The organism is Roseomonas alba, from assembly GCF_019430885.1.
Lineage (GTDB): Bacteria > Pseudomonadota > Alphaproteobacteria > Acetobacterales > Acetobacteraceae > Neoroseomonas > Neoroseomonas alba.
Map to the genome: position 1 here is coordinate 550215 of NZ_JAHYBZ010000001.1, position 22216 is coordinate 572430.

At 69.6% G+C, this 22216-nt stretch carries 20 protein-coding genes; 6 read left to right on the plus strand and 14 right to left on the minus strand.

Going from position 1 to position 22216, the window contains the following annotated elements:
- Positions 1-18: 18 nt before the first annotated feature.
- The 4 genes from clpA to KPL78_RS02570 all read left to right on the plus strand — a co-directional run bounded on the left by clpA (position 19) and on the right by KPL78_RS02570 (position 4570).
- Positions 19-2376: an ATP-dependent Clp protease ATP-binding subunit ClpA gene (clpA, locus tag KPL78_RS02555; RefSeq protein ID WP_219761177.1), complete on the plus strand. Its 2358-nt coding sequence runs from the start codon at positions 19-21 to the stop codon at positions 2374-2376.
- Positions 2377-2785: 409 nt separating this feature from the next.
- Entirely contained in the window at positions 2786-3409 is a 624-nt protein-coding gene (pncA, locus tag KPL78_RS02560; protein ID WP_219761179.1) for a bifunctional nicotinamidase/pyrazinamidase, read from the plus strand.
- A 34-nt stretch (positions 3410-3443) separates the two neighbouring features.
- The gene (locus tag KPL78_RS02565) at positions 3444-3785 is read left to right on the plus strand and encodes a carboxymuconolactone decarboxylase family protein (protein ID WP_219761182.1); all 342 of its coding nucleotides are present in this window, start codon (positions 3444-3446) and stop codon (positions 3783-3785) included.
- 5 nt (positions 3786-3790) lie between these two features.
- On the plus strand, positions 3791-4570 hold the full coding sequence (locus tag KPL78_RS02570) for a hypothetical protein (RefSeq protein ID WP_219761185.1): 780 nt from the start codon (positions 3791-3793) through the stop codon (positions 4568-4570).
- Positions 4571-4700: 130 nt separating this feature from the next.
- On the opposite strand, the gene KPL78_RS02575 is transcribed toward KPL78_RS02570, so the two are convergent.
- The 8 genes from KPL78_RS02575 to KPL78_RS02610 all read right to left on the minus strand — a co-directional run bounded on the left by KPL78_RS02575 (position 4701) and on the right by KPL78_RS02610 (position 12632).
- Positions 4701-5582, minus strand: coding sequence for a polyphosphate kinase 2 family protein (locus KPL78_RS02575; protein ID WP_219761187.1), 882 nt, complete (start codon positions 5580-5582; stop codon positions 4701-4703).
- Between the two features lie 67 nt (positions 5583-5649).
- Complete coding sequence (locus KPL78_RS02580) at positions 5650-6888, minus strand: MFS transporter (RefSeq protein ID WP_219761188.1); 1239 nt, start codon at positions 6886-6888, stop codon at positions 5650-5652.
- Positions 6888-7757 (minus strand): endonuclease/exonuclease/phosphatase family protein, encoded by an 870-nt coding sequence (locus KPL78_RS02585; RefSeq protein ID WP_219761190.1) that lies wholly within the window; start codon positions 7755-7757, stop codon positions 6888-6890. Before KPL78_RS02585 ends, KPL78_RS02580 begins: the two co-directional genes overlap by 1 nt.
- An 8-nt stretch (positions 7758-7765) precedes the next feature.
- Positions 7766-9793 carry a DNA/RNA helicase domain-containing protein gene (locus tag KPL78_RS02590; RefSeq protein WP_219761193.1) on the minus strand — a complete coding sequence of 676 codons (2028 nt, stop codon included), beginning with the start codon at positions 9791-9793 and terminating at the stop codon, positions 7766-7768.
- Positions 9790-10668 carry a DMT family transporter gene (locus KPL78_RS02595; protein ID WP_255568519.1) on the minus strand — a complete coding sequence of 293 codons (879 nt, stop codon included), beginning with the start codon at positions 10666-10668 and terminating at the stop codon, positions 9790-9792. The genes KPL78_RS02590 and KPL78_RS02595 overlap by 4 nt, the downstream gene beginning before the upstream one ends.
- Before the next feature lie 5 nt (positions 10669-10673).
- Positions 10674-11129, minus strand: a complete 456-nt coding sequence (locus tag KPL78_RS02600; protein WP_219761196.1) for a GNAT family N-acetyltransferase — start codon at positions 11127-11129, stop codon at positions 10674-10676.
- Complete coding sequence (locus KPL78_RS02605) at positions 11126-12289, minus strand: GNAT family N-acetyltransferase (protein ID WP_219761198.1); 1164 nt, start codon at positions 12287-12289, stop codon at positions 11126-11128. Before KPL78_RS02605 ends, KPL78_RS02600 begins: the two co-directional genes overlap by 4 nt.
- A 52-nt stretch (positions 12290-12341) precedes the next feature.
- On the minus strand, positions 12342-12632 hold the full coding sequence (locus KPL78_RS02610; RefSeq protein WP_219761199.1) for a hypothetical protein: 291 nt from the start codon (positions 12630-12632) through the stop codon (positions 12342-12344).
- Between the two features lie 323 nt (positions 12633-12955).
- Here KPL78_RS02610 and KPL78_RS02615 point away from each other — a divergent pair, with 323 nt between their 5' ends.
- Positions 12956-14557: a peptide chain release factor 3 gene (locus KPL78_RS02615; RefSeq protein ID WP_255568604.1), complete on the plus strand. Its 1602-nt coding sequence runs from the start codon at positions 12956-12958 to the stop codon at positions 14555-14557.
- A 73-nt stretch (positions 14558-14630) separates the two neighbouring features.
- Here the strand turns inward: KPL78_RS02615 and KPL78_RS02620 are convergent, their stop codons facing one another.
- Positions 14631-15584 carry a LysR substrate-binding domain-containing protein gene (locus tag KPL78_RS02620; protein ID WP_219761203.1) on the minus strand — a complete coding sequence of 318 codons (954 nt, stop codon included), beginning with the start codon at positions 15582-15584 and terminating at the stop codon, positions 14631-14633.
- Positions 15585-15750: 166 nt separating this feature from the next.
- On the opposite strand from KPL78_RS02620, the gene KPL78_RS02625 reads away from it, so the two are divergent.
- Positions 15751-16110, plus strand: a complete 360-nt coding sequence (locus tag KPL78_RS02625; protein ID WP_219761204.1) for a hypothetical protein — start codon at positions 15751-15753, stop codon at positions 16108-16110.
- Positions 16111-16116: 6 nt separating this feature from the next.
- Here KPL78_RS02625 and KPL78_RS02630 read toward each other — a convergent pair whose 3' ends face one another.
- The 5 genes from KPL78_RS02630 to KPL78_RS02650 form a co-directional block, all read right to left on the minus strand.
- Complete coding sequence (locus tag KPL78_RS02630; RefSeq protein ID WP_219761206.1) at positions 16117-17499, minus strand: serine/threonine protein kinase; 1383 nt, start codon at positions 17497-17499, stop codon at positions 16117-16119.
- 297 nt (positions 17500-17796) lie between these two features.
- Entirely contained in the window at positions 17797-18543 is a 747-nt protein-coding gene (locus KPL78_RS02635) for a metallophosphoesterase family protein (RefSeq protein ID WP_219761208.1), read from the minus strand.
- A gap of 6 nt (positions 18544-18549) precedes the next feature.
- A complete protein-coding gene (locus tag KPL78_RS02640) occupies positions 18550-20409 on the minus strand; it encodes a polysaccharide biosynthesis/export family protein (RefSeq protein ID WP_255568520.1) in 1860 nt (619 codons plus the stop codon).
- The gene (locus KPL78_RS02645) at positions 20399-21607 is read right to left on the minus strand and encodes a KpsE/RkpR family capsule polysaccharide export protein (RefSeq protein ID WP_219761209.1); all 1209 of its coding nucleotides are present in this window, start codon (positions 21605-21607) and stop codon (positions 20399-20401) included. Before KPL78_RS02645 ends, KPL78_RS02640 begins: the two co-directional genes overlap by 11 nt.
- On the minus strand, positions 21576-22214 hold the full coding sequence (locus KPL78_RS02650) for an ABC transporter ATP-binding protein (protein ID WP_219761211.1): 639 nt from the start codon (positions 22212-22214) through the stop codon (positions 21576-21578). Before KPL78_RS02650 ends, KPL78_RS02645 begins: the two co-directional genes overlap by 32 nt.
- Positions 22215-22216: the final 2 nt, after the last annotated feature.

Sequence of the window (22216 nt, forward strand, 5' to 3'; positions counted from 1 at the left end):
CAGGGGAGCGTCACTGATATGCTGTCCCGCAACCTCGAGCAGACGCTCCACCGGGCATTGGCCCTGGCCAGTGAACGGCGCCACGAATACGCGACACTCGAACATCTGCTGCTGGCCTTGGGCGACGACCAGGATGCGGCCACCGTGCTGCGCGCCTGCGGCGTCGACCTCGACCGGCTGAAACGCGACCTGACCGAGTTCCTCGACAAGGACCTCGCCGGGCTGGTGACCGAGCGCGGCGGCGATCCCAAGCCGACCGCGGGGTTCCAGCGCGTGGTGCAGCGCGCGGCCATCCACGTGCAGTCGTCCGGGCGCGACGAGGTGACCGGCGCGAATGTGCTGGTCGCCCTGTTCAGCGAGCGTGAGTCGCATGCGGTCTACTTCCTGCAACTGCAGGACATGACGCGGCTCGACGCCGTCAACTTCATCAGCCACGGCATCGCCAAGGCGCCCGGCCGGTCGCAGCCGCGCCCGGTGCAGGGTTCGCCCACCGCCTCCGCCGGTTCCAACAATGAGGAGAACCAGGAGAAGGAGGAGAAGCCGCGCGCCGGCCGCGGTCAGGACGCGCTGTCCAACTACTGCGTCAACCTCAACAAGAAGGCGCAGCAGGGCAAGATCGACCCGCTGATCGGGCGCGATCCGGAAATCGAGCGCACCATCCAGATCCTGTGCCGGCGCACCAAGAACAACCCGCTCTATGTGGGTGATCCGGGCGTGGGCAAGACCGCGATCGCGGAAGGCCTGGCGAAGCGCATCGTCGAGGGTGACGTCCCCGAGGTGCTGCTGAAGTCGACCATCTATGCGCTCGACATGGGGTCGCTGCTGGCCGGCACGCGGTATCGCGGCGATTTCGAGGAACGGCTCAAGGCCGTGGTGCAGGAGCTGGAGAACCAGGCCGGTTCCATCCTGTTCATCGACGAGATCCATACCGTCATCGGCGCGGGCGCGACGAGCGGCGGGGCGATGGATGCGTCGAACCTGCTGAAGCCGGCGCTCGCCCAGGGCACGCTGCGCTGCATCGGGTCGACCACCTACAAGGAATACCGCAACTACTTCGAGAAGGACCGGGCGCTGGTCCGCCGCTTCCAGAAGATCGACGTCAACGAGCCGACGGTCGAGGATGCGGTGAAGATCCTGCAGGGCCTCAAGACCAACTACGAGAAGCATCACAAGGTCCGCTACACGCCGGAGGCGATCCGCGCCGCGGTGGAGCTCTCGGCCAAGTACATCCACGACCGCAAGTTGCCGGACAAGGCGATCGACGTGATCGACGAGGTCGGCGCGTCGCGGATGCTGTTGCCCGAGGGCAAGCGCCGCAAGACGGTGACGCTGAAGGACGTGGAGGACATCGTCGCGAAGATCGCACGCATCCCGCCGAAGTCGGTCTCGACCGACGACCGGGAGCAGCTCAAGAATCTTGAGCGCGACCTAAAGGCGATGGTGTTCGGCCAGGACAAGGCGATCGACGCGTTGTCCGCCGCGATCAAGCTGGCGCGCGCCGGGCTGCGCGATCCGGAGAAGCCGATCGGCAACTACCTGTTCTCAGGCCCGACCGGCGTCGGCAAGACCGAGGTGGCGAAGCAGCTCGCCAAGACTCTCGGCATCGAGCTGATCCGCTTCGACATGTCGGAATACATGGAGCGGCACAGTGTCAGCCGGCTGATCGGCGCGCCGCCGGGCTATGTCGGCTTCGACCAGGGCGGGCTGCTGACGGATTCCATCGACCAGCATCCGCATGCCGTGCTGCTGCTCGACGAGATCGAGAAGGCGCATCAGGATCTCTACAACATCCTGCTGCAGGTGATGGACCACGGGAAGCTGACGGACCACAACGGAAAGACCGTCGACTTCCGCAACGTCATCCTGATCATGACGACCAATGCCGGTGCGTCCGACATGGCCAAGCCCACCATCGGCTTCGAACGCGAGACGCGCGTGGGCGAGGACGAAGAGGCGATCAAGCGGCTCTTCACCCCGGAGTTCCGCAACCGGCTCGACGCCACCGTGCCGTTTTCTGGCCTGACGCCGGAGATCGTCGGGCGCGTGGTCGAGAAGTTCGTCATGCAGCTCGAGGCGCAGCTCGCCGACCGCAACGTGACGATCGAACTGTCGTCCGCCGCCAAGGAATGGCTGGCGGAGCGGGGCTACGACCCGCTCTACGGTGCGCGGCCGCTGGCCCGCGTGATCCAGGAGCATGTGAAGAAGCCGCTCGCCGAGGAACTGCTGTTCGGCAAGCTGGTAAAGGGCGGCGCGGTGAAGGTGGGGCTCAAGGACGGGGCACTGACCTTCGAGGTCGTCGAAGCGGCACCTGCCGCATTGCCCAAGCCGGAAGAAGGCGAAGGGGATGCGGAGCGGGAGCCGGAGCAGGTGGAGTAGGGAGTGTCGGAGAGGGGCGCCGCCGCTCTCCGGACCTGTCTTCGCCGAAGGCCGTTCCGATGGTTCCGCTGGTGAGAACTGGAGCGGCGGAGACCCGTTTGCGCATGGATGAGACGCAGCGCGGGATTGGAGAGGGGCGCCGCCCCTCTCCAAACCTCACCCCGCCAAGTGCTTGGAGCACTTGGAACGCAATCTGTTGGCGCCGGGCACTTCGGGCATGCGACATCCACCGAGCGCCTTTGGTGCGCGACGGTGGGTTTCGGCCCATGTCTGACCGTGGTGCCCAGCGCCAGGTATCGGTTTCCAAAGGCCTTGTGGCCTTTGGCGGGTGGGGGTTCGGGGGAGGGCAGAGCCCTTCCCCGATGCGCCATCGCCGGGATCTCCGCACCCATGGGCTGGAGCCCCTCCAATGACCACGGTCGCCCTCCTGGTCGTCGACGTCCAACAGGATTTCTGCCCCGGCGGTGCGCTCGCGGTCCCTGGCGGGCATGAGGTCGTCCCGCTGATCAACGCCCTTGCGCCGCACTACCGCGACGTCGTGCTGACGCAGGACTGGCACCCGGCGGATCATGCGTCCTTTGCGTCCCAGCATGACGGGCATGCGCCCTTCCAGACCAAGGCGATGCATTACGGCGATCAGGTTCTCTGGCCCGACCACTGCGTCGCCGGCGGGGATGGTGCGGCGCTGCATCCGGATCTCGACGTGCCGCATGCGCAGCTCATCCTCCGCAAGGGTGGGCATCGGGATGTGGATTCCTATTCGGCGTTTCTGGAGGCGGATCGCGTCACGCGCACGGGGCTCGATGGCTGGCTGACGTCGCGCGGCATTAAGCATGTGCACATCTGCGGGCTGGCGACGGATTTCTGTGTGGCCTGGACGGCGCTCGACGCGCGGCGCTTCGGCTTCGAGGCGACGGTGATCGAGGATGCCTGCCGGGCCATCGACCTCGACGGCAGCCTGGCCGCGGCGTGGAAGGCGATGGCGGCGGCAGGGGTGCGGCGCGCCACGCTCGCGGATATCCTGCCGCCCTGACGGCGCCATCCCGCGCCGCGAGGGGAATGCCAGAATGAGCGCGATCAAGGATTGGAAAGCCTATTCCGAGGCGCTGCGCGGGCGCGGCAAGGAACTCGGCCAACTGCACCCGGAAATCGTGAAGGGCTTCGTGGCGCTGAACAACGGCGCGGCGAAGACCACGCATCTGGATGCGAAGATGCGGGAGCTGATCGCGATCGCCGTGGCGATCACCACGAGATGCGAGGGCTGCATGGACGCGCATGTGCGCAAGGCCATGGTCGCCGGCGCGACGAAGGAGGAGATCGCGGAGACGGCGGGGGTGGCGATCGCGCTGAATGCGGGCGCGGCCTTCACCTATGCGCTGCACGTGCTGGACCGGGCGGACGAAGGCTGAGTGCGATGCTGCCGTCGGCGCTGCCGGCCGAGGTCCGGGAAGCGCTGGGCAAGTACGTCTATGCGTTGGAGGATCCGCGCGACGGAATACTGTTCTATGTCGGCCGCGGCGTCGGCGACCGCGTCCTTGCCCATTCGCACGCCGCGCTGACGACCGACGAGACCGGTGCGAAGCTCGACCGCATCAGGGCGATCCATGGCGCCGGGCTGGAGCCGAAGGTCCATATCCTGCGGAGCAGGCTCGGCGGACGCAGTGCGGCAGCGGATATCGAGGCGACCGTCATCGACGTGCTTCTGCGATGGAAGGTGCGACTGACGAATCTCGTCCGTGGCGCCGGGACGGAATGCGGCATCCGGACGCTCGATTCGATCCTCATCGACCATGCGGCCGAGCCGCTGCGGACCGACCGTGCGGCGATACTCGTGAACATCAACCGGACCTGGTCCGAAGACATGATGGGCGAGGCGCTGTGGGACGCGGCCCGCAAATGGTGGCTGTGCCGGCCGGAATGGCGCAGCCCGCCGCCGACGCTGATGCTGGCGGAAGCGTCGGGGATCACGCGGGGCGCCTGGACCATCGGGAATCCGCCGCGGCGGCAGGTTGTCCGATGGGCGGACCTCGATGAGCGCCGGCGCCTCTTCTGGGACAGCGAGGCCGCCTTCGAACCCTTCGAGGCCTGCATCTTCGACGGCGTGCCGGATGCGGACTGGGGCGGGCTTGTCGGGCGGCATACCCGTGATCTGCCGCGCGCCTATGGCGCCGCCTTCCGCTACCTGAACTGCTGAAGGCGCTAGGGCGTTTTTCGCTCGCGCGGGATCGGCACCGGCCCGCATCCCCACCCGGCCACCCAACGACAGTATCCTGGATGGGTGGCCGGGTGGGGGTGCGGCCGGTGCCGTTCGATCGGAAAAGGCGCTAGACCAGCGCCTTCCGCGCCACCTCCAACGCTGCCTTCTCTGCCTTCGTCACCTTCGGGTAGTGCAGGTCCAGCCCTTCCAGCGCCTCGACGATCGCGGCCTCCACCAGCAGCCGCGTGAACCACTTGTTGTCGGCCGGCACCACGTACCAGGGCGCATGCTTGGCCGCCGTGCCGCGGATCGCCTCCTCATAGGCGCTCATGTAGGCATCCCAGTGCCCGCGCTCGGCCACGTCGGCCGCCGAGAACTTCCAGTTCTTCTCCGGCTCCTCGATGCGCGACAGGAAGCGGCGCTTCTGCTCGCCCTTGCCGACATGCAGGAAGAACTTCAGTACCACCGTGCCCTGCCGGGCGAGGTAGCGTTCATAGGCCGCGATGTCCTCCAGCCGTTCCTCCCAGATCGTCTTGCCCACCAGGCGCGGCGGCAGCTTCTCCTTGGTCAGGAGGTCGGGATGCACGCGCACCACCAGCACTTCCTCGTACCAGGACCGGTTGTGGATGCCGATGCGGCCGCGTTCCGGCAGCGCCACCGAATGGCGCCACAGGAAATCGTGGTCGAGGTCGACCGGCGTCGGCTGCTTGAAGGAATGCACCTGGCAGCCCTGCGGATTGATGCCGGAGAAGACGTGCTTGATCACGCCGTCCTTCCCCGCCGCATCCATCGCCTGGAAGATGCACAGCATCGACCAGCGATCCTGCGCGTAGAGCATGTCCTGCAATTCGGCGAGCCGCTCGATGCCCTGCTGCAGCAGGTCCGCGGCGTGGTCCTTCTGCAGGTCGAGCCCGCCGGTGTCGCCCGGATCGTGGTCCTTCAGCCGGAAGCCCTTGCCGGATGTGATGCGGAAACGGTCCAGGACCTTCGCGACGCGCTTGTTGATCATGGCGGCCCTCCCTGTGACGTGACCGCATCGCGCGATCGGACGAAGCCCGTTGCCGCGAGGTGCTGCGTCAGTGCGCAGCCCGCGGCCTCGGCGCCACCACGATCCACAGGGCGGCGAGGACCTGCAACAGAAACGTCACGGAGAACGCCACGGCATAGCCGGTCGGATCCCAGCCGCCATCCGGGTTGCGCGGCCAGAAGTCGAGGATCACGCCGATGCCCGTTTGCAGGACGAAGACCAGCGACAGCATGGAGAAGTTGATCGCGGTGGCGACGCGGCCCTGCAATTCGGGCGGGAAGCCCTGGCCGATCGCGGCATAGCCCGACACGCCGACCGAGGCGAAGAAGGAGAAGAGGAACCACACCGTGGCGACCGGCCAGAAGCCCTCCGGCACCATGATGAGCGCGATCTGGATGGCGAGCACGCCGGCCATGCCGAGATAGGGCACGAACATCGGCGAGAAGCCGCGCGTCTGGGCGAAGGAGGCCGCCTGCCCGGTCACCAGGCTGCCGGTGACGAGGCCGGTCGCATAGATCAGCAAGACCGTCGCGCGCGGCCCGTCCGACAGCCCCGCCACGTCGCGCAGCCACGGCCCGGCCCAGAGCCCCTGGAAGGTGAAGTTCTGCGCCGAGAGCACCATGATCGCCGGCAGGAAGCGCAGGAAGCCGCGGTCGCGGAAGATGCGGCCGAACTCGGCGATCTCGCCCAGCAGGCTGCGCCGCCGTGGCACCACCGCGCCCATCGGGCGGTCCGGCACGGCCAGCCGGATCCAGACCGAGACGGCAACGGCAAGCAGCGCGAGCAGCACGAAGATCCCGCGCCAGCCCAGCAGCGGCAGCGCGGCCTGCACCGGCAGCGTCGCGGCCATGCCACCCATGCCGGCGAGGAACAGCCCGGCGCCGGTCACCGCGGCGACGCGCGCCTTCGGATACCATTGCGTGTTCGCTTTCAGCATCGCCATCAGCCCGGCGGCGACGCCGACGCCGGCGACGATGCGGCCGATCGCCAGCATGCCCACGCCGGGGGCGACGGCGCACAGCACGAAGCCGGTCGCGGCGACCAGGGCCAGCACGCTCTGCACCTTGCGCGGGCCGTGCAGGTCGAGCGCGACACCGATCGGCAGTTGCGCCAGCGCATAGGCGCCGAAGAAGCAGGCGGCGAGCAGGCCGAGCTCCGCCGCTGACAGCCCGAACTCGATCGCGAGGAGCGGGCCGATCGTCGCGACCAGCGCGCGGTTCCCCTGGTTGAGGAAGTTGATGGCCGCCAGCGGCAGGGTGATGCGGCTGAAGCCGGGCGTGCGGTCCATCAGCGCGGGTCGAGCCGGACGCTGATCGGGCAGTGGTCCGACAGGCGCGCGAGGATCGCCGGATCACGTTCGGCATAGACGAGGACGCGGAAGCTGTCCCGCACCAGCCAGTCGCGTGCCGGCCCGCCGAGCAGGATGTGGTCGATGAAGGGGCGCGTGCGGGAATCGCGCGACTGGCAGGGGTTGGACAGGCCCTCGGTGACGCGGGTGAGCGGCGCGGCCTCGGTCAGGATGCCGAGGAACTCGTCGTCGCGCGCCATGCGGCGGTTGAAGTCGCCGAGGATGGCGAAGGCGATGCCTTCCTGCCGGCGGGCGGCGATCCAGTCGCGCAGGATCGTGGCCTGGCGGCCGAGATTCTGGCAGTCGCGGGAATCGGGCTGCAGGACGGAATCGCGGGCGCAGCCGCCGTCGAGATGCAGCGAGAGCAGGCGGATCGGCGGACCATCGCCGTCGCGCACCGTGATGTCGGCGCCGCGCCGCAGGGACCGCCGCGCCGTGGGGGCGAGGTCGAGCGCCATCACATCCGGGTTGCGCGTCACGGCCAGCCCGCGTCGCCAGGCGAAGCCGGCGCGCTGGATGTCGGTCTCGGCGGGGAAGTGGAAGTCATAGCGCGTGGAGTCGAAGACGCGGGCGGCGGCGAGCGGGCCGTCGACTTCCTGGATCGCGATCACATCGGCGGCGAGGCGATCGGCATAGGCGCGCAGGCGGGCGAAATCCTCGGACGAGCGCGCGGGCCGGGAGGAAGGCAGATCCGGATGCCCCGCCGCCTTGGTGGTCAGCCATTCGAGGTTCCATGCGGCGAGCTTCAGCTCGGCGGCCCGGACGGGAAGGGCGAGGAGGGCGCAGAGGAGGATCGTCAGCAGGCGCATGGCGAGGGTCATAGCAGTGTCGCGGGTTCGGCGCGCGTGGGGGCGGGGAGGGCGGGGTCGAGCGGCCGCGCGCCGCAGGCGGCAAGGAATGCCGCGACGGTGTCGTAGAGCGCGGCATCGCGGCTGGCATCGTGGAAGGGGTCGTGCGCCGGCGATCCCCGCGGAACCCAGAGCACCGTCTCGTAACGCGCCCGAGTCAGCAGGACGCGATAGGTGTTGAGGACGTAATGCGCCTCCGCCCTGTCCGGCTGCCAGCGCGTTCCGACGAAGCGACGGGCGGTCCAGTGCTCGGCGGCCCGGACCAGGTCTCCGCCCCAGGCGAGGCCCGCGACATCGAGTTCCAGCCCCTGGCAGGCATATTCCGTCGCGGCGGCTTCCAGCGCGTCGGAGGCGCGGATGTCGCGCGGGCGCGCCGGGGCCGGATGCAGGAAGTGGTTGAGGAACCAGTCCGGCACGTCGTCCGGCGGGACCTCGGCGGCGAGGCCGTCGCCACGCAGCCGCTTCGCCCCTGACGACCGCAGCAGTCCCGCGCGACGATGGCCGCGGGCGAAGCGGCGCAGCGCGTCCCGCGTGGCGTCCACCGAGCGCGTCAGGAAGACCGGGAAATCCGTCGCGGACGCGGCGATGGCGGCGGCGCGTGGCGCGTCATCGGCGAGGACCGCCTCCACCCACTCCGCGACCGCCGAATCGCGTACCGCGCGCAGCGGGACCGTCAGATCGAGCGCGGGATCGAGGGCAAGCCAGGGTGGTTCCACATCCGCCAGGCGTTGCAGGGGATCCCCGGCCGACAGCACGCGGGGTGCGGCGACGGCGCGCCAGCGGGGATCGGCGGCGATGACGCGGCCCCATTCGCGCAGGCCGGCTTCACCCGTGTTGATCTCCTGCCCATTGCCGATCAGGGCGACGATGACGGACCAGCCCTCATGGCGGCCCATGATCTCCAGGGCGTGGGCCGGTTCGCTCAGGGTGAGGCGGCCGGGGCGGTTCTGGGTGCCGCGGCGGGCCTTCGCCTCGTCCCAGGCACGTTGCGCCTCGTCGAAGACGATCACGCGTTCGGGCGGCAGGCGGGTCGGGTCGAGGGCATTGTCCTCGAGGAAGCGATGCACGTTCTGCAGCGCGGCCTTCACCTCGCGCAGCGCCTGGGTGCGGGCGACGCCACGGCGCGCGGCGGCATCGCGCGCCAGGGCCTCGCGCAGCACGGCGACGAGCGGGGCATTGCCGGTGAGGAAGGCGGCGCCGTGCTGCCGTTCCGCGCCGAAGACGGTGTTGAGGCCGCACAGCGTCTTGCCGGCGCCGGGGATGCCGGTGACGAAGACGACGCATTTCGCGCGGTCGTTCTGCGCGGCGGCAATGGCCCGCGTGATGGCGGCGGTGGTCTCGCGCAGATTGGCGGCGTCGGCGCGCGCCGCCGCGATCTCGGCGACGCCGTGGCGCGCGAAGAGCATCGTCGCGGCCTCGACGATGCCGGGCACAGGGCGGTAGGGCGCATCGAGCCAGGCCTGGCCATCGAGCGGCGCGGCCGGTGCCTGGGACTGCACCCAGGCGAACAGCGCCGCGAGGCCGTTCAGCCCGCAGTGTATCGGCGGCAGCGCGCCATGCCAGATCAGCGGCGGTTGGCGCGGCAGGGGAAAGCCGTCGACGCCGCCGGTCACCAGCACGGGCAGGATCGGATGGGCACGGCTACCGCTGTGGAAGTCGCGCAGGTCGAGCGCATAATCCTCGGCCTCGGCGAGCGCCGCGGGCGAGGCGTCGCGCTGCTTGAATTCCAGCACCAGAATGGCGCGGTCGGTCAGCACCACGGCGTCGATGCGCTTTTCCAGGCGCAGCAGGTCGTATTCCAGGGCGATCGTCCATGCACCGCCATCAGCCTGGCGCAGGGCGTCGCGCAGGGCGGCGATCGTCGTCTCCCACACCGTCTGCTGGTCCGGTGTGCCGGGATAGCCGCGCGCCTGTTGTGCTGCGGCGAGGCGCGCGGCGATCTCGGCCGGATCGCGCGCCAGCATCTCGGCGCCGGTGCAGCCGAACCAGGCTCTCATCGCACAGTGGCCCTCACTGGCCAGGTCGCCACGGCGACGCTGGTGATCATCAGCGCGAAGCCGGCCGCGTGGACGGCGGTGAAGGTCTCGCCCAGCAGCGTGATGGCCACCAGCGCCGCCGTGCCGGGCAGGAAGACCGTGAAGATTCCCGCCATCCCGGCCGGCACGCGCTTCAGCCCGGCATACCAGAGCAGCAGGCAGATCACGCTCGCCGTCAGGGAGTGGAACGCGAGCAGCGCGGCGAGGCTGGGTTCGGCCAGCGCGGTGATCGCGCCAATCCCTGGCAGCGCGAAGGGAGCGAGCACCAGCGCGGAGAAGACCTGCATCCACAGGCTGGCCGTCACCACCGGCACGCGCCCGGCGATGCGGCGGGCGAGCAGGACGTAAGTCGCCTCCCCCAGCACGCCGCAGAAGACCAGCAGGTTGCCCAGCACCGACCCGTGCGACCCGCCGGCGACGCGCGCGACGGTGATCGCCGCCATGCCGCCCCCCGCCAGCGCGACCGCGGCCCATTGCCGCCCCGGCAGGCGTTCGCGCAGCAGCAGCGCGCCGCCGATGGCGACCACGGCGGGCAGCGTCGCCAGCACCAGCCCGCCTTCCAGCGCACTCGTCAGCCGCAGTCCGGCGAGCAGCCCCGCATTGTAGAGCGCCGTGCCGAACACCGCCTGCAAGGCGAGGTTGCGCAAGATCGGACCCGGCACGCGCTGCGCCCCGTCCATCCAGCGCGCGAGCGGCCACAGCACGACGGTCGCCAGCAGGCAGCGCAGGAAGGCGACCATGGCGATGGGCAGCGCCTCGGCGAGCAGCTTCGCCACGGCGACATTGGCCCCCACCAGCACCATGGACAGCGCCAGTTGGAAAAAGGCGAGGCGCATGCCTCTCAGCCGATCCGCTTCTCCAGGAAGACGCTGAGCGGATCGGGGGCATAGCCCTCGAAGGGGTCGATGGCGCTGAAGCCGGCGCGGGCATAGAGCGCGAGCGCCGCGTGGCTGTTCACGCCGGTCTCGAGCCGCAGCACCTGGACGTCCCGCGCCTGCGCGGCGGCTTCCAGCGCCGCCAGCACCTGTGCGGCGACGCGGCGGCCGCGGGCGGCGGGGGTGGTCCACATGCGCTTCACCTCGGCCCAGTCGCCCTTCAGCACGACGGCGCCGGTGCCGAGGGCGATACCCTCCGCATCCCGCGCGACATGGAACAGCACGTCCGGCGCGCGCAGGGCGTCGAGCGGCAGGTGATGGTTGCTCTCGGCCGGATAGAGCGACGCGCTGTTCGCCTCTCCGGCGGCGAGCATGGCGCGGATCTCGGGCTGGTCCGGGTCCTCGATGGCGATGCGGATCACGACTCGGACTCCTTGCGGAAGGGGGAGAGCGTCGCGAGCATCTCCATTTCCCGCAACATCGCCGGGCGTTCGCGGTCGAGGAAGTCGGACACCGCGCCGGACAGGCCGCGATGCGCGATCCAATGCGCGGAGTAGGTCGGCACGGGCAGGTAGCCGCGCTGGATCTTGTGCTCGCCCTGGGCGCCGGCTTCCACGCGCGGCACGCCATGGGCGATCGCGAAGTCCATGGCCATGTAGTAGCAGAGCTCGAAATGCAGGAAGGGGACGTCGACCGTCGCGCCCCAGTTGCGGCCATAGAGCGCGTCGCGGCCGAGCAGGTTCAGCGCGCCGGCGACGGGTTCGCCGCCGCGCTCGGCGATCATCAGCACCACGGCATCGCCCAACCGCTCGCCCAGCATCGGCCAGAAGCGCCGGGTGAGGTAGGCGCTGCGGCCCCACTTCTTGTCCGTGGTGCTGCGGTAGAAGCGGTGGAAGGCATCCCAGTGGCGCGTGGTGATCTCGGCCCCGCGCAGGCAGCGCAGGGTGAGGCCGCTTTCCGCGACATCGCGCCGTTCCCGCTTCAGCACCTTGCGCTTGCGCGAGGCGAGCGCGCCGAGGAAGTCGTCGAAGCAGCCATAGCCCGGATTGGCCCAGTGGAACTGGGTGCCGAGGCGTTGCAGCCAGCCGGCCTCGCCCAGCGCCTCCCACTCCGGGCCGGTGCAGAAGGTGACGTGGACCGAGGAGGTGCCGAGCGCCTGGCAGGCCTGGGTCAGCGCCTGCCCCAGCGCGCCGGCCGGCACGGCGCTGTCGGGGCGGATCAGCAGCCGGGGTCCCGGGACGGGGGAGAAGGGCACGCAGACCTGGAGCTTCGGGTAGTAGCGCCCGCCGGCGCGTTCCAGCGCATCGGCCCAGGAATGGTCGAAGACGTATTCGCCCTGGGAATGGGACTTCGCATAGCAGGGGGCGCAGGCGAGCAGCGTGCCCGCCTCGTCGCGCAACGCGACGTGCTGGGGCAGCCAGCCGCGATCGGGGATGGCGCTGCCGCTGTCTTCCAGTGCCGAGAGGAAGGCGTGGCTGACGAAGGGATTGTCGCCCCCGGCGCAGGCATCCCATTCGGGTGCGGGGATTTCGGCGATATGCCGGTGCAGCGACATCGACAGGGGGGCGGAGCCGTCAGCCATGACCCCAATGTCGCGCAGCCCGGCGGCAGCGCAAGCGACAGTTAGGAAGGCGTCAGACTTCGTTCGCCTTGTAGATGCTGATGGCGCCGAGCAGCATGGTGATGGCGCCGCAGGCGACGAGAAGGATCGCTACCGTTTCCGGTTCCGCCGCCGGCAGCCCGGCCGGCAGGGCAATGAGCTGGACCGCGGAGGCGAAGCCGATATAGACCCCGCCGGCGGCAGCCCCCAGGCCGATCAGCAGCGCCATGATCCCGAGGGCCATGGCCCATCGCCCTTCCGCCGTCAGACCGATCTGGGTATCGAGCGGGAGGTTCTGAGTCCCCCGGAACCCGAACTCGGACATGGGGCGTTCCCTTGTGCAATGACGCGCGGATGTGACCACGCCACAAGAAGCCCTTGCAATCCATTAACGCAACCTATTGGTGATCGTTGCAACCCTGCCACACCCAACATTTTGGGCCCACAACCAGGCCTGGGTACCTTTGGTTGTGCGACGCCATATTTCTTCGACGTGTGGCGGAAATGAAGACGCCGCCCCCGAAGACCGGGGCGGAGAAGTCGGACGACGGGCCGGGTCCGGACCGCCGCGCCTCCGGCATGGCGGCACGGCCGCGCAGCGTGATTCCCCCCGGACACGATCCCGGCTAGTTTCCGCCCACCATGGACATGCCCCTACCCGCGGACTCCCGCGTGGCCGCCGAAGCCGCGCGGCGCCGGTCCTTCGCCATCATCGCCCACCCCGACGCGGGCAAGACCACGCTGACCGAAAAGCTGCTGCTCAAGGGTGGCGCGATCCAGCTCGCCGGGCAGGTGCGCGCCAAGGGCAACGCACGCCGTACGCGATCGGACTGGATGAAGATCGAGCAGGAGCGCGGCATCTCGGTCGCGACCTCGGTCATGACCTTCGAGAAGGACGGCACGGTCTTCAACTTGCTCGACACGCCGGGCCACGAGGATTTCTCGGAAGACACCTACCGCACGCTGACGGCCGTGGACGCAGCGGTGATGGTGCTCGACGCCGCCAAGGGCATCGAGAGCCAGACCCGCAAGCTGTTCGAGGTCTGCCGGATGCGCGACATCCCGATCATCACCTTCGTCAACAAGATGGACCGCGAGGGGCGCGACCCCTTTGACCTGCTCGACGAGATCGAGAAGACGCTGGCGCTGGAGGCGACCCCGGTCGCCTGGCCGGTGGGGCAGGGGCAGGATCTGCGCGGGGTCTACGACATCCTGCACCCATCCCTGCGCATGGTGGATTCCGACGAGGTCATCCCGCTGACGGGCCTGGACGACCCGACCATCGAGGCCCGCGTGCCCGGCGATCGCGCGGCGACGCTGCGCGAACAGGCGGAGCTCGCGGCCGGCGCCTGCGCCGAGTTCGACCTCGGCAAGTTCCTCGAAGGGTCGCTGACGCCGGTCTATTTCGGCTCGGCGCTGCGCGATTTCGGCGTGGCGCATCTGCTGGAAGGGCTCGCCCGCTTTGCCCCGCCGCCGCGGCCGCGCCCGGCCGATGTCCGCACGGTGCGGCCGGAGGAACCGAAGCTGTCCGGCTTCGTCTTCAAGATCCAGGCGAACATGGACCCGCAGCACCGCGACCGCGTTGCTTTCCTGCGCATCTGCTCGGGCCGGCTGGAGAAGGGCATGCGCCTGCGCCAGGTCCGCACCGGCAAGCTGGTGCCGGTCAATGCGCCGCTCTTCTTCTTCGCGAAGGACCGCCAGGTCGCCGAGGAAGCCTGGCCGGGTGATGTGGTCGGCATCGCGACCCATGGCGGCATCCGCATCGGCGACACGCTGACCGAGGGCGATCTGCTCAACTTCCAGGGCGTACCGTCCTTCGCGCCGGAACACCTTCGCCGGGTGCGCCTCGACGATCCGATGCTGGCCAAGAAGCTGCGCAAGGCGCTGGACGAACTGGCGGATGAGGGCGTGGTGCAGCTGTTCCGCCCGCTGGACGGGTCCCAGCCCATCGTCGGCGTGGTCGGGCTGCTGCAGCTCGACGTGCTGCAGTCCCGCCTGCGCGCCGAATATGGCGTGCCGGCATCCTTCGAAGCGGCGCCCTGGAGCACGATGCGCTGGATGGCGAGCGAGGACCGCGAGGCGATCGAGCGCTTCTCGGCCGCGAACCGCATGGACATGGCGCAGGACCATGACGACGAGCAGGTCGCCTTCTTCACCTCCGACTGGCGCCGGAAGCGGGCGGAAGAGGAATTCCCGATGATCCGCTTCCTGCCGGTGCGCGAACAGCACGGGCTGGCGACGGCCGGGTGAACGGGAAGGGCCGGTAGCCCCTGTCCCGGCGCGGTTGATCGGAGAGGGGCGCCATCCCTCTCCCGTCGCCCCCTCACTTTGGCGACGACGCCTCTGCCAGCAGCCCCGCCTCCACCGCCGCCGTCTGCATCACCCGGTGCACGAGCCCGCGCAGCCAGGCGTGGCCGGCGTCGCGGCGCCGCCCTTCGTGCCAGACCAGCCAGATCGGGATGCGGATGGACGGGCCCGGGACTTCAACGACGATCATGCGGAAGTCCCGGGCGGCGATGCAGGCCATGGATTTTGGCAGCACGCCGAGATAGTCGGTGCGCGAGACGACGAAGGGCACTTCCAGGTATTCGCTGACGGTCAGCCGGCTTTCGGACATCAGGTCCCACAGCTTGCCGCTGAGCGCCTTGGGGCGGCGTTCGAAGGCGCGGCGGTGGCAGCGGACGAATTCCTCCTGCGCCAGCTCCGACCAACCCATTCGCGCCTTGGCGCGGGGATGGCCCTTGCGGGCGGCGATCACCAGGCTGTCGTCGAACAGGCGCCGGTTGACGAAGCGATCATCCTCGGCGGCGATCCAGTCGATGGCCAGGTCGATCTGGCCCTCGCGCATCAGCAGCGGGGCGTCGTCGGCCAGGGTCCGCGTGTCGAAGCGCAGCCTGACCCCCGGCGCGGCCGCCGCCGCCGCATCGCGGATGCGCAGCGCGTATTCGGGGCCGAGCGGATGGGGGATGGCGATCTCGAAGCGGCGGGTGCTGCTGATGGCGTCGAAGCCACGGGCTTCCTCGATCGAGTGGCGCAGGGAATCGAGCGCTGTATGGATTTCCGGGAAGATCCGGTTGGCGACCGGGGTCGGTGTCATGCCGGTGGGCGCGCGCAGGAACAGTTCGTCGCGGCAGGCCTCGCGCAATCGGCCCAGGGCGTGGCTGGTTGCGGACTGGCTCAGGCCGAGCCGTTCCCCGGCGCGGGAGACCGAGCGCGTATCATACAGCGCCTCGAAGACCAGCAGCAGGTTGAGGTCCATCCCGCGCAGCGATGTCATGACATCCCCCGAACGCGATCACGCGACGGTACAGCATGCATGATCGCGAACACCATAATGCAGCGCTTTCGTTCGGGATTGCGACACGGAGTCGGTATGGGTCCGCCCCCCGTTTTGCTTCTCGTGGAACCAGGTGCCAGTGTTTTTCAGGGCCAGGATGCGCCGCTTGCTGCGCGCGATCGTGACATCCTCGATGCCGGAGGGCCTCAGACCCGCACCGGCCGATGTCGCCGCCCGCGCGTTGGTGCTGGAACGCGGCGCGATCGCCTTCGGCATCAGCTGGCACGGCCTGTCGCCCGCGCAGGCGGCCCTGGTCATCACCCATGCCGCACGCATGCTGGCCGGCCCCGGGTCGGCCGAGGCGGCAAGGCTGGATGCCGCTGCCGCCCGCTTTGCCGCGGCGCATGACCTGACCGCCTTCTCCGTCGGCATCGCCGAGGACATGGCGCGTAGCGAAAGGCTGGCGGCGCTGCGGCGCCATGGGCATGCCGTCCTGCCCTGGCCGCGGCCGGCGCGCCTCGCCTGATCCGGCCTACCCCGTGTGGCGCTGCCGCACGACCGTCACGCTGCAGGGCGCTTCCGCGGCCACCTTGCCCGAGACGCTGCCGAGCAGCCGGCGCGACAGCGATTCCGCTCGTGCGCCGAGCACCACATGGTCGACCCGGTTGGCCCGCGCATAGTCCAGGATGGCGTCGGCGACATCGGCGGATTCCAGCACATGGAAGGTCAGCCGCGACTCGCCGAGCCCGAGCGGCCTGGCCCAATGCTGCAGTTCGACCAGGCGCTGGACGTGCCGGTTGCGCCCCTGCTCGTCGAGCGTGGTGTCGATGGACAGCAGCGCCGTCTTCAGCACGTTGAGGCAGGCGATCCGCGCCCCGGGCCGATTACCGAGCATCCGCAGCGCCTGGTCGCGCAACGCTGCAGCCAAACCCTCATCGACGGCGGAGATATCGATCGCGACGGCGATGATCGGCGCCGAGCGCACCTGGCGGGCCGTGGTGAAGGCGCGCTGCTCGAAGGTCTCGGGACGGAGGCGCCGGCGCAGCACGGTCAGGTATCCGTCGCGGCTGCGCTTCTCCGCACGCTCGGTCAGTTCCACCTGCTCCGGGTGCCGCAGGTCGAAGGCGAGCTGCGCGGCGGTCGGGTGGCGCTTGGTGGGGGAGACCTCCAGGCAGCGCAGGATGATCTCCTGCAGCCAGGGGGGGATGCTGCTGCGCCTGCGGCGGGGCGGGACCGGGTCGCGCCACAGCCGCGCCTTGACGCCCTTGAGGTGCTGCGGCTCGCCGAAGGGCAGGTCGGCGGTGGCGAGCTGGTAGAGCACCACGCCCAGGGCAAACAGGTCGCTGCGCGGGTCGTTGCGCACGCCCAGCGCCTGGCCCGGCGCCATGTAGGGGGTGGTGCCGTAGGGGAGGCGGAACTCCTCGGCCATCAGGTCGGGAAGCTGTTCGTGATGGGCGAGGCCGAAGTCGATCATCACCGCCTCGCCCGTCTCGCGGAACAGGATGTTGGCGGGCTTCACGTCGAGATGGACGACATGCTGGTGGTGCAGCGCATCGAGCGCATCGGCGATGGCGGCGCCGATCGAGGCCACCTCCTCCGGCGGCAGGGGCAGGTCGCGCAGGCGGCTGCTGAGGGCCTGGCCCTCGATGCGCTCCATGACGATGTAGGGCTGGGCCTCGAAGCCGCCCTGGGCGATCAGGCGCGGCACATGCGGGCCCGACAGCCGCGGCATGATCATCTGCTCCATCTCGAAGGAGACGATGGCGGCGGGGTCCTCGCCCTCCCGCAGGCGGGGGACTTTCATGAGCATGGGCGGGTCGTCGGGGTTGCGTTCGACCCGGTAGAGGACCGCCATGCCGCCTTCATGCAGCGTCTCGCAGACGGTGAAGCCGTCGATTACGCGGCGGTGGGGCATGGTGCATTCGTGGCCGGGAGCGGGGCCCGGCGATGGGGCGGGGAGGGGTCGTCGGAACCTATTCCGGCAAAGGCCGATGGGTCTTCCTGCTTCCGCTGCGGAATTGGAGGGGCCTTGCCGCTCCAAACCACCCCACCAGAGGCCTTTCCGCCTTTGGCGGGGTGAGGCTTGGAGAGCGGCAGGGCCCCTCTCCAATGCGTGTCGCGCCCTGTCCCGTTCCGGTCCTCGTCCTGCGCGGGAACCTCGCCTCTTGCTGGGTCCGGCAGCGGCACGCGGTGCTCCTTCCGTCCTTGGCGGTCAGCGCCCGACGAACAGCCGTTCGGCGAGTCCGACCGGGAGGCCGGCGGCCCGGATCTTGGCAGCGGCGGTGGTGACGTCGTAGGGCACGCGCATCCATGACGCCTGAAGCTGCGCCCCGGTGTCCAGCATCATGTAGCAGGCGGACGGGTCGCCGTCCCGCGGCTGGCCGACCGCACCCAGCACGGCGAGCCAGTGCCGCCCGCGCGCGAGGGGCACCGGTGCGCCGGCGACCGGGCGAAAGCCGACCAGCTTGCCGGTGTCGCCCAGGCTGTAGAGGCCGGGCTTGTGGACATGGCCGCAGAAGGTCGCATGGGCATGCACCGCTTCCATGCTGCGCCGCGCGGCATCCGCATCGGTCACATAGCGCCAGCGGGCCGGCGCGGAGGCCTCGGCATGGACGTAGAGGCGGCCTTCCTCCTCGGCGGTCAGCGGCAGGTCGGCGATGAAGTCCCGTTGGGCCTGTGTCAGCCGGGCGCGGGTCCAGGCGATGGCCGCGGCCGCCATGTCGTTCATGCCCGAGCCGCCGGTCGCGATCGCTGCCTCGTCATGATTGCCGAGCAGGGCGATGGCGCCGCGCCCGACCTCTTCCATGGCGATGTCGAGCACGGCGCCGGGATCGGCGCCGTAACCCACCAGGTCGCCCAGCAGCACCAGCCGTTCCGCCCCCCGCGCCCGGGCGTGCTCAAGGCAAGCCCGGAAGGCCTCGAGGTTGCCGTGGATATCGGCGAGAAGGGCGATACGCATCCCGCGCTAGTTGTTGATGAAGACGCGCGCGGCGAGGGCCACCTGGAACAGCGCCGTGATCAGGTCGCGGCCGAACAGCCAGACCTTGGGATCGAGATAGGGCAGGGCGACCAGCTCATCCCCCGGCCGCGGCTCCTGCGACGGGTTGAGGATCGCCTGGCCCGAGGGGCGGCGGATCATCAGCGTCGAGCGCGATCCGCGCGGGGTCAGCCCGCCGGCGGCTTCGAGGAAGTCGCCCATCGTCATGCCGGGGCGCCAGATCACGGCCTGCGGGAAGGTGACTTCCCCCTGCACCAGCACGGTGCTGGACAGTTCGGGGATGACGATGATGTCCCCGTTCTCGAGCCGCAGCGGCATGCAGGTCCCGGCCGCCGACATGGCGACGATGCGGCCCTCGGGCTGCACGCGCCGGGCGCGGGAGATGTATTGCGTGATCAGGCTGGCTTCCGCGCTGCGGGCCTCGGCGACCGAGGTGGTGGGCGCGGGGGCGGTGAAGAGCTGGCGCTCGAGCCGGTCCAGCGCCTCGTCGATGGTGCGCTTCTGCTGCACGGCGAGGGAGGGGCGCAGGATGAACACGCCCTCGGTGTTCGCGAGGCCGCGTTCGACCGCGATGTGGTCGAGGATCTGGCAGAAGGTCGTGTCGCGATCGGCAACGAGGACCGAGGGATAGAGCCGGCTGCCCTCGACGGTCACCCGGATGGTCCGTGCGGCGACGTCGGCCACGAAGGTGACGGTGTCCTGGTCCTGCAGGGTGAGCTGGGCCAGTTCCGCGATGGTCAGGTAGCGCGAGAAGGGCTGGGCGTTGCGCACGCCGCGCAGCACGGCGTTGGTCGCCGCGGGCAGGGGGCGCGCGAGTTCGACGATCTCCCGGCCCGTCAGCGCGGTCCGGCCGGCGCTCTCGAAGAGGTAGTTGTTCCGCACGGCGCCGTCGGCACCGACCATGGCACGCTGGCGGCCGACCACGATGGTGTCGCCTTCCTGCATCCGGATGGTCGGCAGATTGCCCTGCAGCAGGAAGCGATAGAGATCGATGTTCGTGACGGTCCGTCCGCCGCGGTTCAGGGCGATCTCGCGGAAGGAGCCGCGGCCGGGGTCGATGCCGCCGGCGCGCACCAGGAAGTCGAGGATGCTGTCCGATGCGGTGCCGGCATAGCGGCCTGGCGAGCGCACGAAGCCGGTCACGAAGACGCCGATGCGCTGGGTGGACAGCACCGTCGCATAGACCTGCACCTGGGAGGTGTAGACCTTGCGGACCTCGCCCTCGATCACGCTCTGCAGGTCGCCCACGCGCACGCCGGCGACCTGCACCGGACCGATATTGGGCAGGAACAGGTTGCCGGCCGGGTCGATCTGGCCCACCAGCTCGGAATCGACCGCGCCCCAGGCGCGGACCGACACCCGGTCACCCGGGGCGAGGATGTAGTTCGGGTTCGGCGCATCCGAGGAGGATTGCTGCCCGCCGGTGAAGAGCGATGCCCCGAACACCGCCGTCGCCGGCCCCGAGATGCGGGCCTGGTCGCCGAGCGGCGCCACGAGGGAAGGCCCGCCCTCGGCCTGGGTGGGGCTGCCGATGCGTTCGGTCCCGCGCTGCTGGCCCGGGATGTCGGCCAGGCTGCGCTGGTCGAAAACCGGGGGCGGTTGCACCGCCGGCGTGCCGGCGGGCGCCGTGACCGCCTGCTGCGCCGGCGTCTGTGACTGCGTCAGCAGCGGGAAGCCCGGCAACGCCCCCGGCACTCCGGGTATGACACCCTGTCCGGGGACGCCGCGCGACCCGAGGCTCTGTGCTGCCGCCGCGCCCAGCGGGGCGCCCAGGATCATCAGCCCCGCAAGCAGCAGCGCGGCCAGACCGCGCCGTTCAGACCGCATGCTCGCGCATCCCTGCAATGAGAAGCCACCCGATACCGAAGGCCACGGAGAGCCCGAGGAAGACACTGCCCACACCGATGAGTTTCCGCGGATAGAGGGGATAGACGGCGAGGTTCGGTTCGACGACGCGCGCAAGGTAGAGCTGCTGGCGCTGCGCCTCGATCCGCGCCGTCTCGAGGCTTGCCGTGGCGGAGGCGAGCTGCCGGTCGGCGAAGTCGCGCTCCAGCATCAGGCGTTCGAAGCCGGCAAGCTGTTGGGACAGGGCGCCATCGCCCTGGGTCCGGCGGATCCGCTCCGCCTCGATCTGGCGCTCCAGCGCCTGGATGCGGTTGCGCGTGACCTGCAGGACGGTGTTGTCGGGCCGCATGAAGGCCTGACGCTCGCGCAGTTCGGCCTGGGCGGCGATGAGCTGGCCTTCGAGCTGAGCCATGGTCGCCACCGCGGCCTGGACGGCACCGGCACTGTCGAGTTCCTGCTGCTGCTCGCGGAAGCTGGTCAGTGCTTCCCGGCTGGTCAGCACGCGTCGTTCGGCAATCTCCACCTCATGGCGGGCGATGCGCAGCGCGTCCTCGCGCGCCCGTTCCGAGAGACTGTTGATCAACTGCTCCGACAGGGTCAGCAAGGTCTCGGCAATGGCCTTGGAGTCCGCGGGCGAGAAACTGCGGACGCGGAGCGTGATCACGGCGGTCGAGCTGTCGTAGGTCACGCTGACCATGCTGTTGTAATACTTGGTCAGGCGCTCTGGATCGTCGTTCCACAGCCGCGCGATGATGTCCGCGTCTTCGCGTCCCCAGATCCGATGCAGGTCGAGCCGCTCATCGGTCCGCATCACCGCATCATGCGAGGTGAGGAAGTCGCGTACGCTGTAGGCGTCGCCCGATGAGACGCCGGGCGCGGCGCCCACCGCGGCGGACAGCATGCTGCCCAACGAGACCTGCGGCGCGTCCGAGCGGGACCGCACGACGAAGCGTGCCTCGCTGACGTATTGCGGGCTCGCAATGCCGTAGAAATAGACGATCGCGATCAGCGTCGGCGCCAGCACCCACCAGGTGAAGGGGTGGCGCAGGAGGCGCCACAGCCGCGACTGCGGCTTGCGTGGAGGGACGGCGGCCGCCTCGCTCCAGCGAGTCTCGACCTCCGCGACGGGAGCCTGAAAGGCGGGTGCCTCAAAGGCTGTTGTAGGTGGCGAGAGCTTCATCGAGATCTTCGTAGAACGTGAGGGTTCCCTGATCCAGTACCGCGGCGCGTGTGCAGAGCTGGCGGACAAGGGATGGCGAATGTGTGACGATGATCAGCCCGGCATGTTGCAACCGCGCGCCGAAGGCACGGCCGAATTTCGTGTCGCCCACCGCCAGCGCCTCATCGACCAGGAAGCAGTCGAATTCGACGGCGAGCGAAATCGCGAGGCCCAGGCGCGAACGCATCCCGGCCGAATAGGTGTGGACAGGCATGTGGAGATACTCGCCGAGCTCGGCGAAGCTCTCGACATAGTCGACCGTTGCCTGCACCGGCCTGTCGTAGATGCGGGCGATGAAGCGCGTATTGTCCGCGCCCGACAGGGCACCCTGGAAGCCTGCTGCCATGCCGATCGGCCAGGAGACCGACATGGTCCGCCGGATGGCTCCGCGTGTCGGCGCCTCGATGCCGCCCAGGATACGCACCAGTGTCGACTTGCCGGTGCCGTTGCGGCCGAGCACGCCTACCCGTTCCCCCTTGCGGAAGCTGGCATTGACACCGCGCAGCACATACTTGCGACCGATGTTCATCGGATAGGATTTGTGGACGTCGATGAGCTCGAGCGCCATTG

Coding starts and splice junctions, on each gene's coding strand:
- KPL78_RS02580 (WP_219761188.1), bottom strand. CDS start 6,888: ATGGACCGCACGCCCGGCTTCAGCCGCATCACCCTGCCGCTGGCGGCC.
- KPL78_RS02620 (WP_219761203.1), bottom strand. CDS start 15,584: ATGACATCGCTGCGCGGGATGGACCTCAACCTGCTGCTGGTCTTCGAG.
- KPL78_RS02640 (WP_255568520.1), bottom strand. CDS start 20,409: ATGCGGTCTGAACGGCGCGGTCTGGCCGCGCTGCTGCTTGCGGGGCTG.
- clpA (WP_219761177.1), top strand. CDS start 19: ATGCTGTCCCGCAACCTCGAGCAGACGCTCCACCGGGCATTGGCCCTG.
- KPL78_RS02570 (WP_219761185.1), top strand. CDS start 3,791: ATGCTGCCGTCGGCGCTGCCGGCCGAGGTCCGGGAAGCGCTGGGCAAG.
- KPL78_RS02645 (WP_219761209.1), bottom strand. CDS start 21,607: ATGAAGCTCTCGCCACCTACAACAGCCTTTGAGGCACCCGCCTTTCAG.
- KPL78_RS02610 (WP_219761199.1), bottom strand. CDS start 12,632: ATGTCCGAGTTCGGGTTCCGGGGGACTCAGAACCTCCCGCTCGATACC.
- KPL78_RS02630 (WP_219761206.1), bottom strand. CDS start 17,499: ATGCCCCACCGCCGCGTAATCGACGGCTTCACCGTCTGCGAGACGCTG.
- KPL78_RS02585 (WP_219761190.1), bottom strand. CDS start 7,757: ATGCGCCTGCTGACGATCCTCCTCTGCGCCCTCCTCGCCCTTCCCGTC.
- KPL78_RS02565 (WP_219761182.1), top strand. CDS start 3,444: ATGAGCGCGATCAAGGATTGGAAAGCCTATTCCGAGGCGCTGCGCGGG.
- KPL78_RS02595 (WP_255568519.1), bottom strand. CDS start 10,668: ATGCGCCTCGCCTTTTTCCAACTGGCGCTGTCCATGGTGCTGGTGGGG.
- KPL78_RS02615 (WP_255568604.1), top strand. CDS start 12,956: ATGCCCCTACCCGCGGACTCCCGCGTGGCCGCCGAAGCCGCGCGGCGC.
- pncA (WP_219761179.1), top strand. CDS start 2,786: ATGACCACGGTCGCCCTCCTGGTCGTCGACGTCCAACAGGATTTCTGC.
- KPL78_RS02590 (WP_219761193.1), bottom strand. CDS start 9,793: ATGAGAGCCTGGTTCGGCTGCACCGGCGCCGAGATGCTGGCGCGCGAT.
- KPL78_RS02575 (WP_219761187.1), bottom strand. CDS start 5,582: ATGATCAACAAGCGCGTCGCGAAGGTCCTGGACCGTTTCCGCATCACA.
- KPL78_RS02650 (WP_219761211.1), bottom strand. CDS start 22,214: ATGGCGCTCGAGCTCATCGACGTCCACAAATCCTATCCGATGAACATC.
- KPL78_RS02635 (WP_219761208.1), bottom strand. CDS start 18,543: ATGCGTATCGCCCTTCTCGCCGATATCCACGGCAACCTCGAGGCCTTC.
- KPL78_RS02605 (WP_219761198.1), bottom strand. CDS start 12,289: ATGGCTGACGGCTCCGCCCCCCTGTCGATGTCGCTGCACCGGCATATC.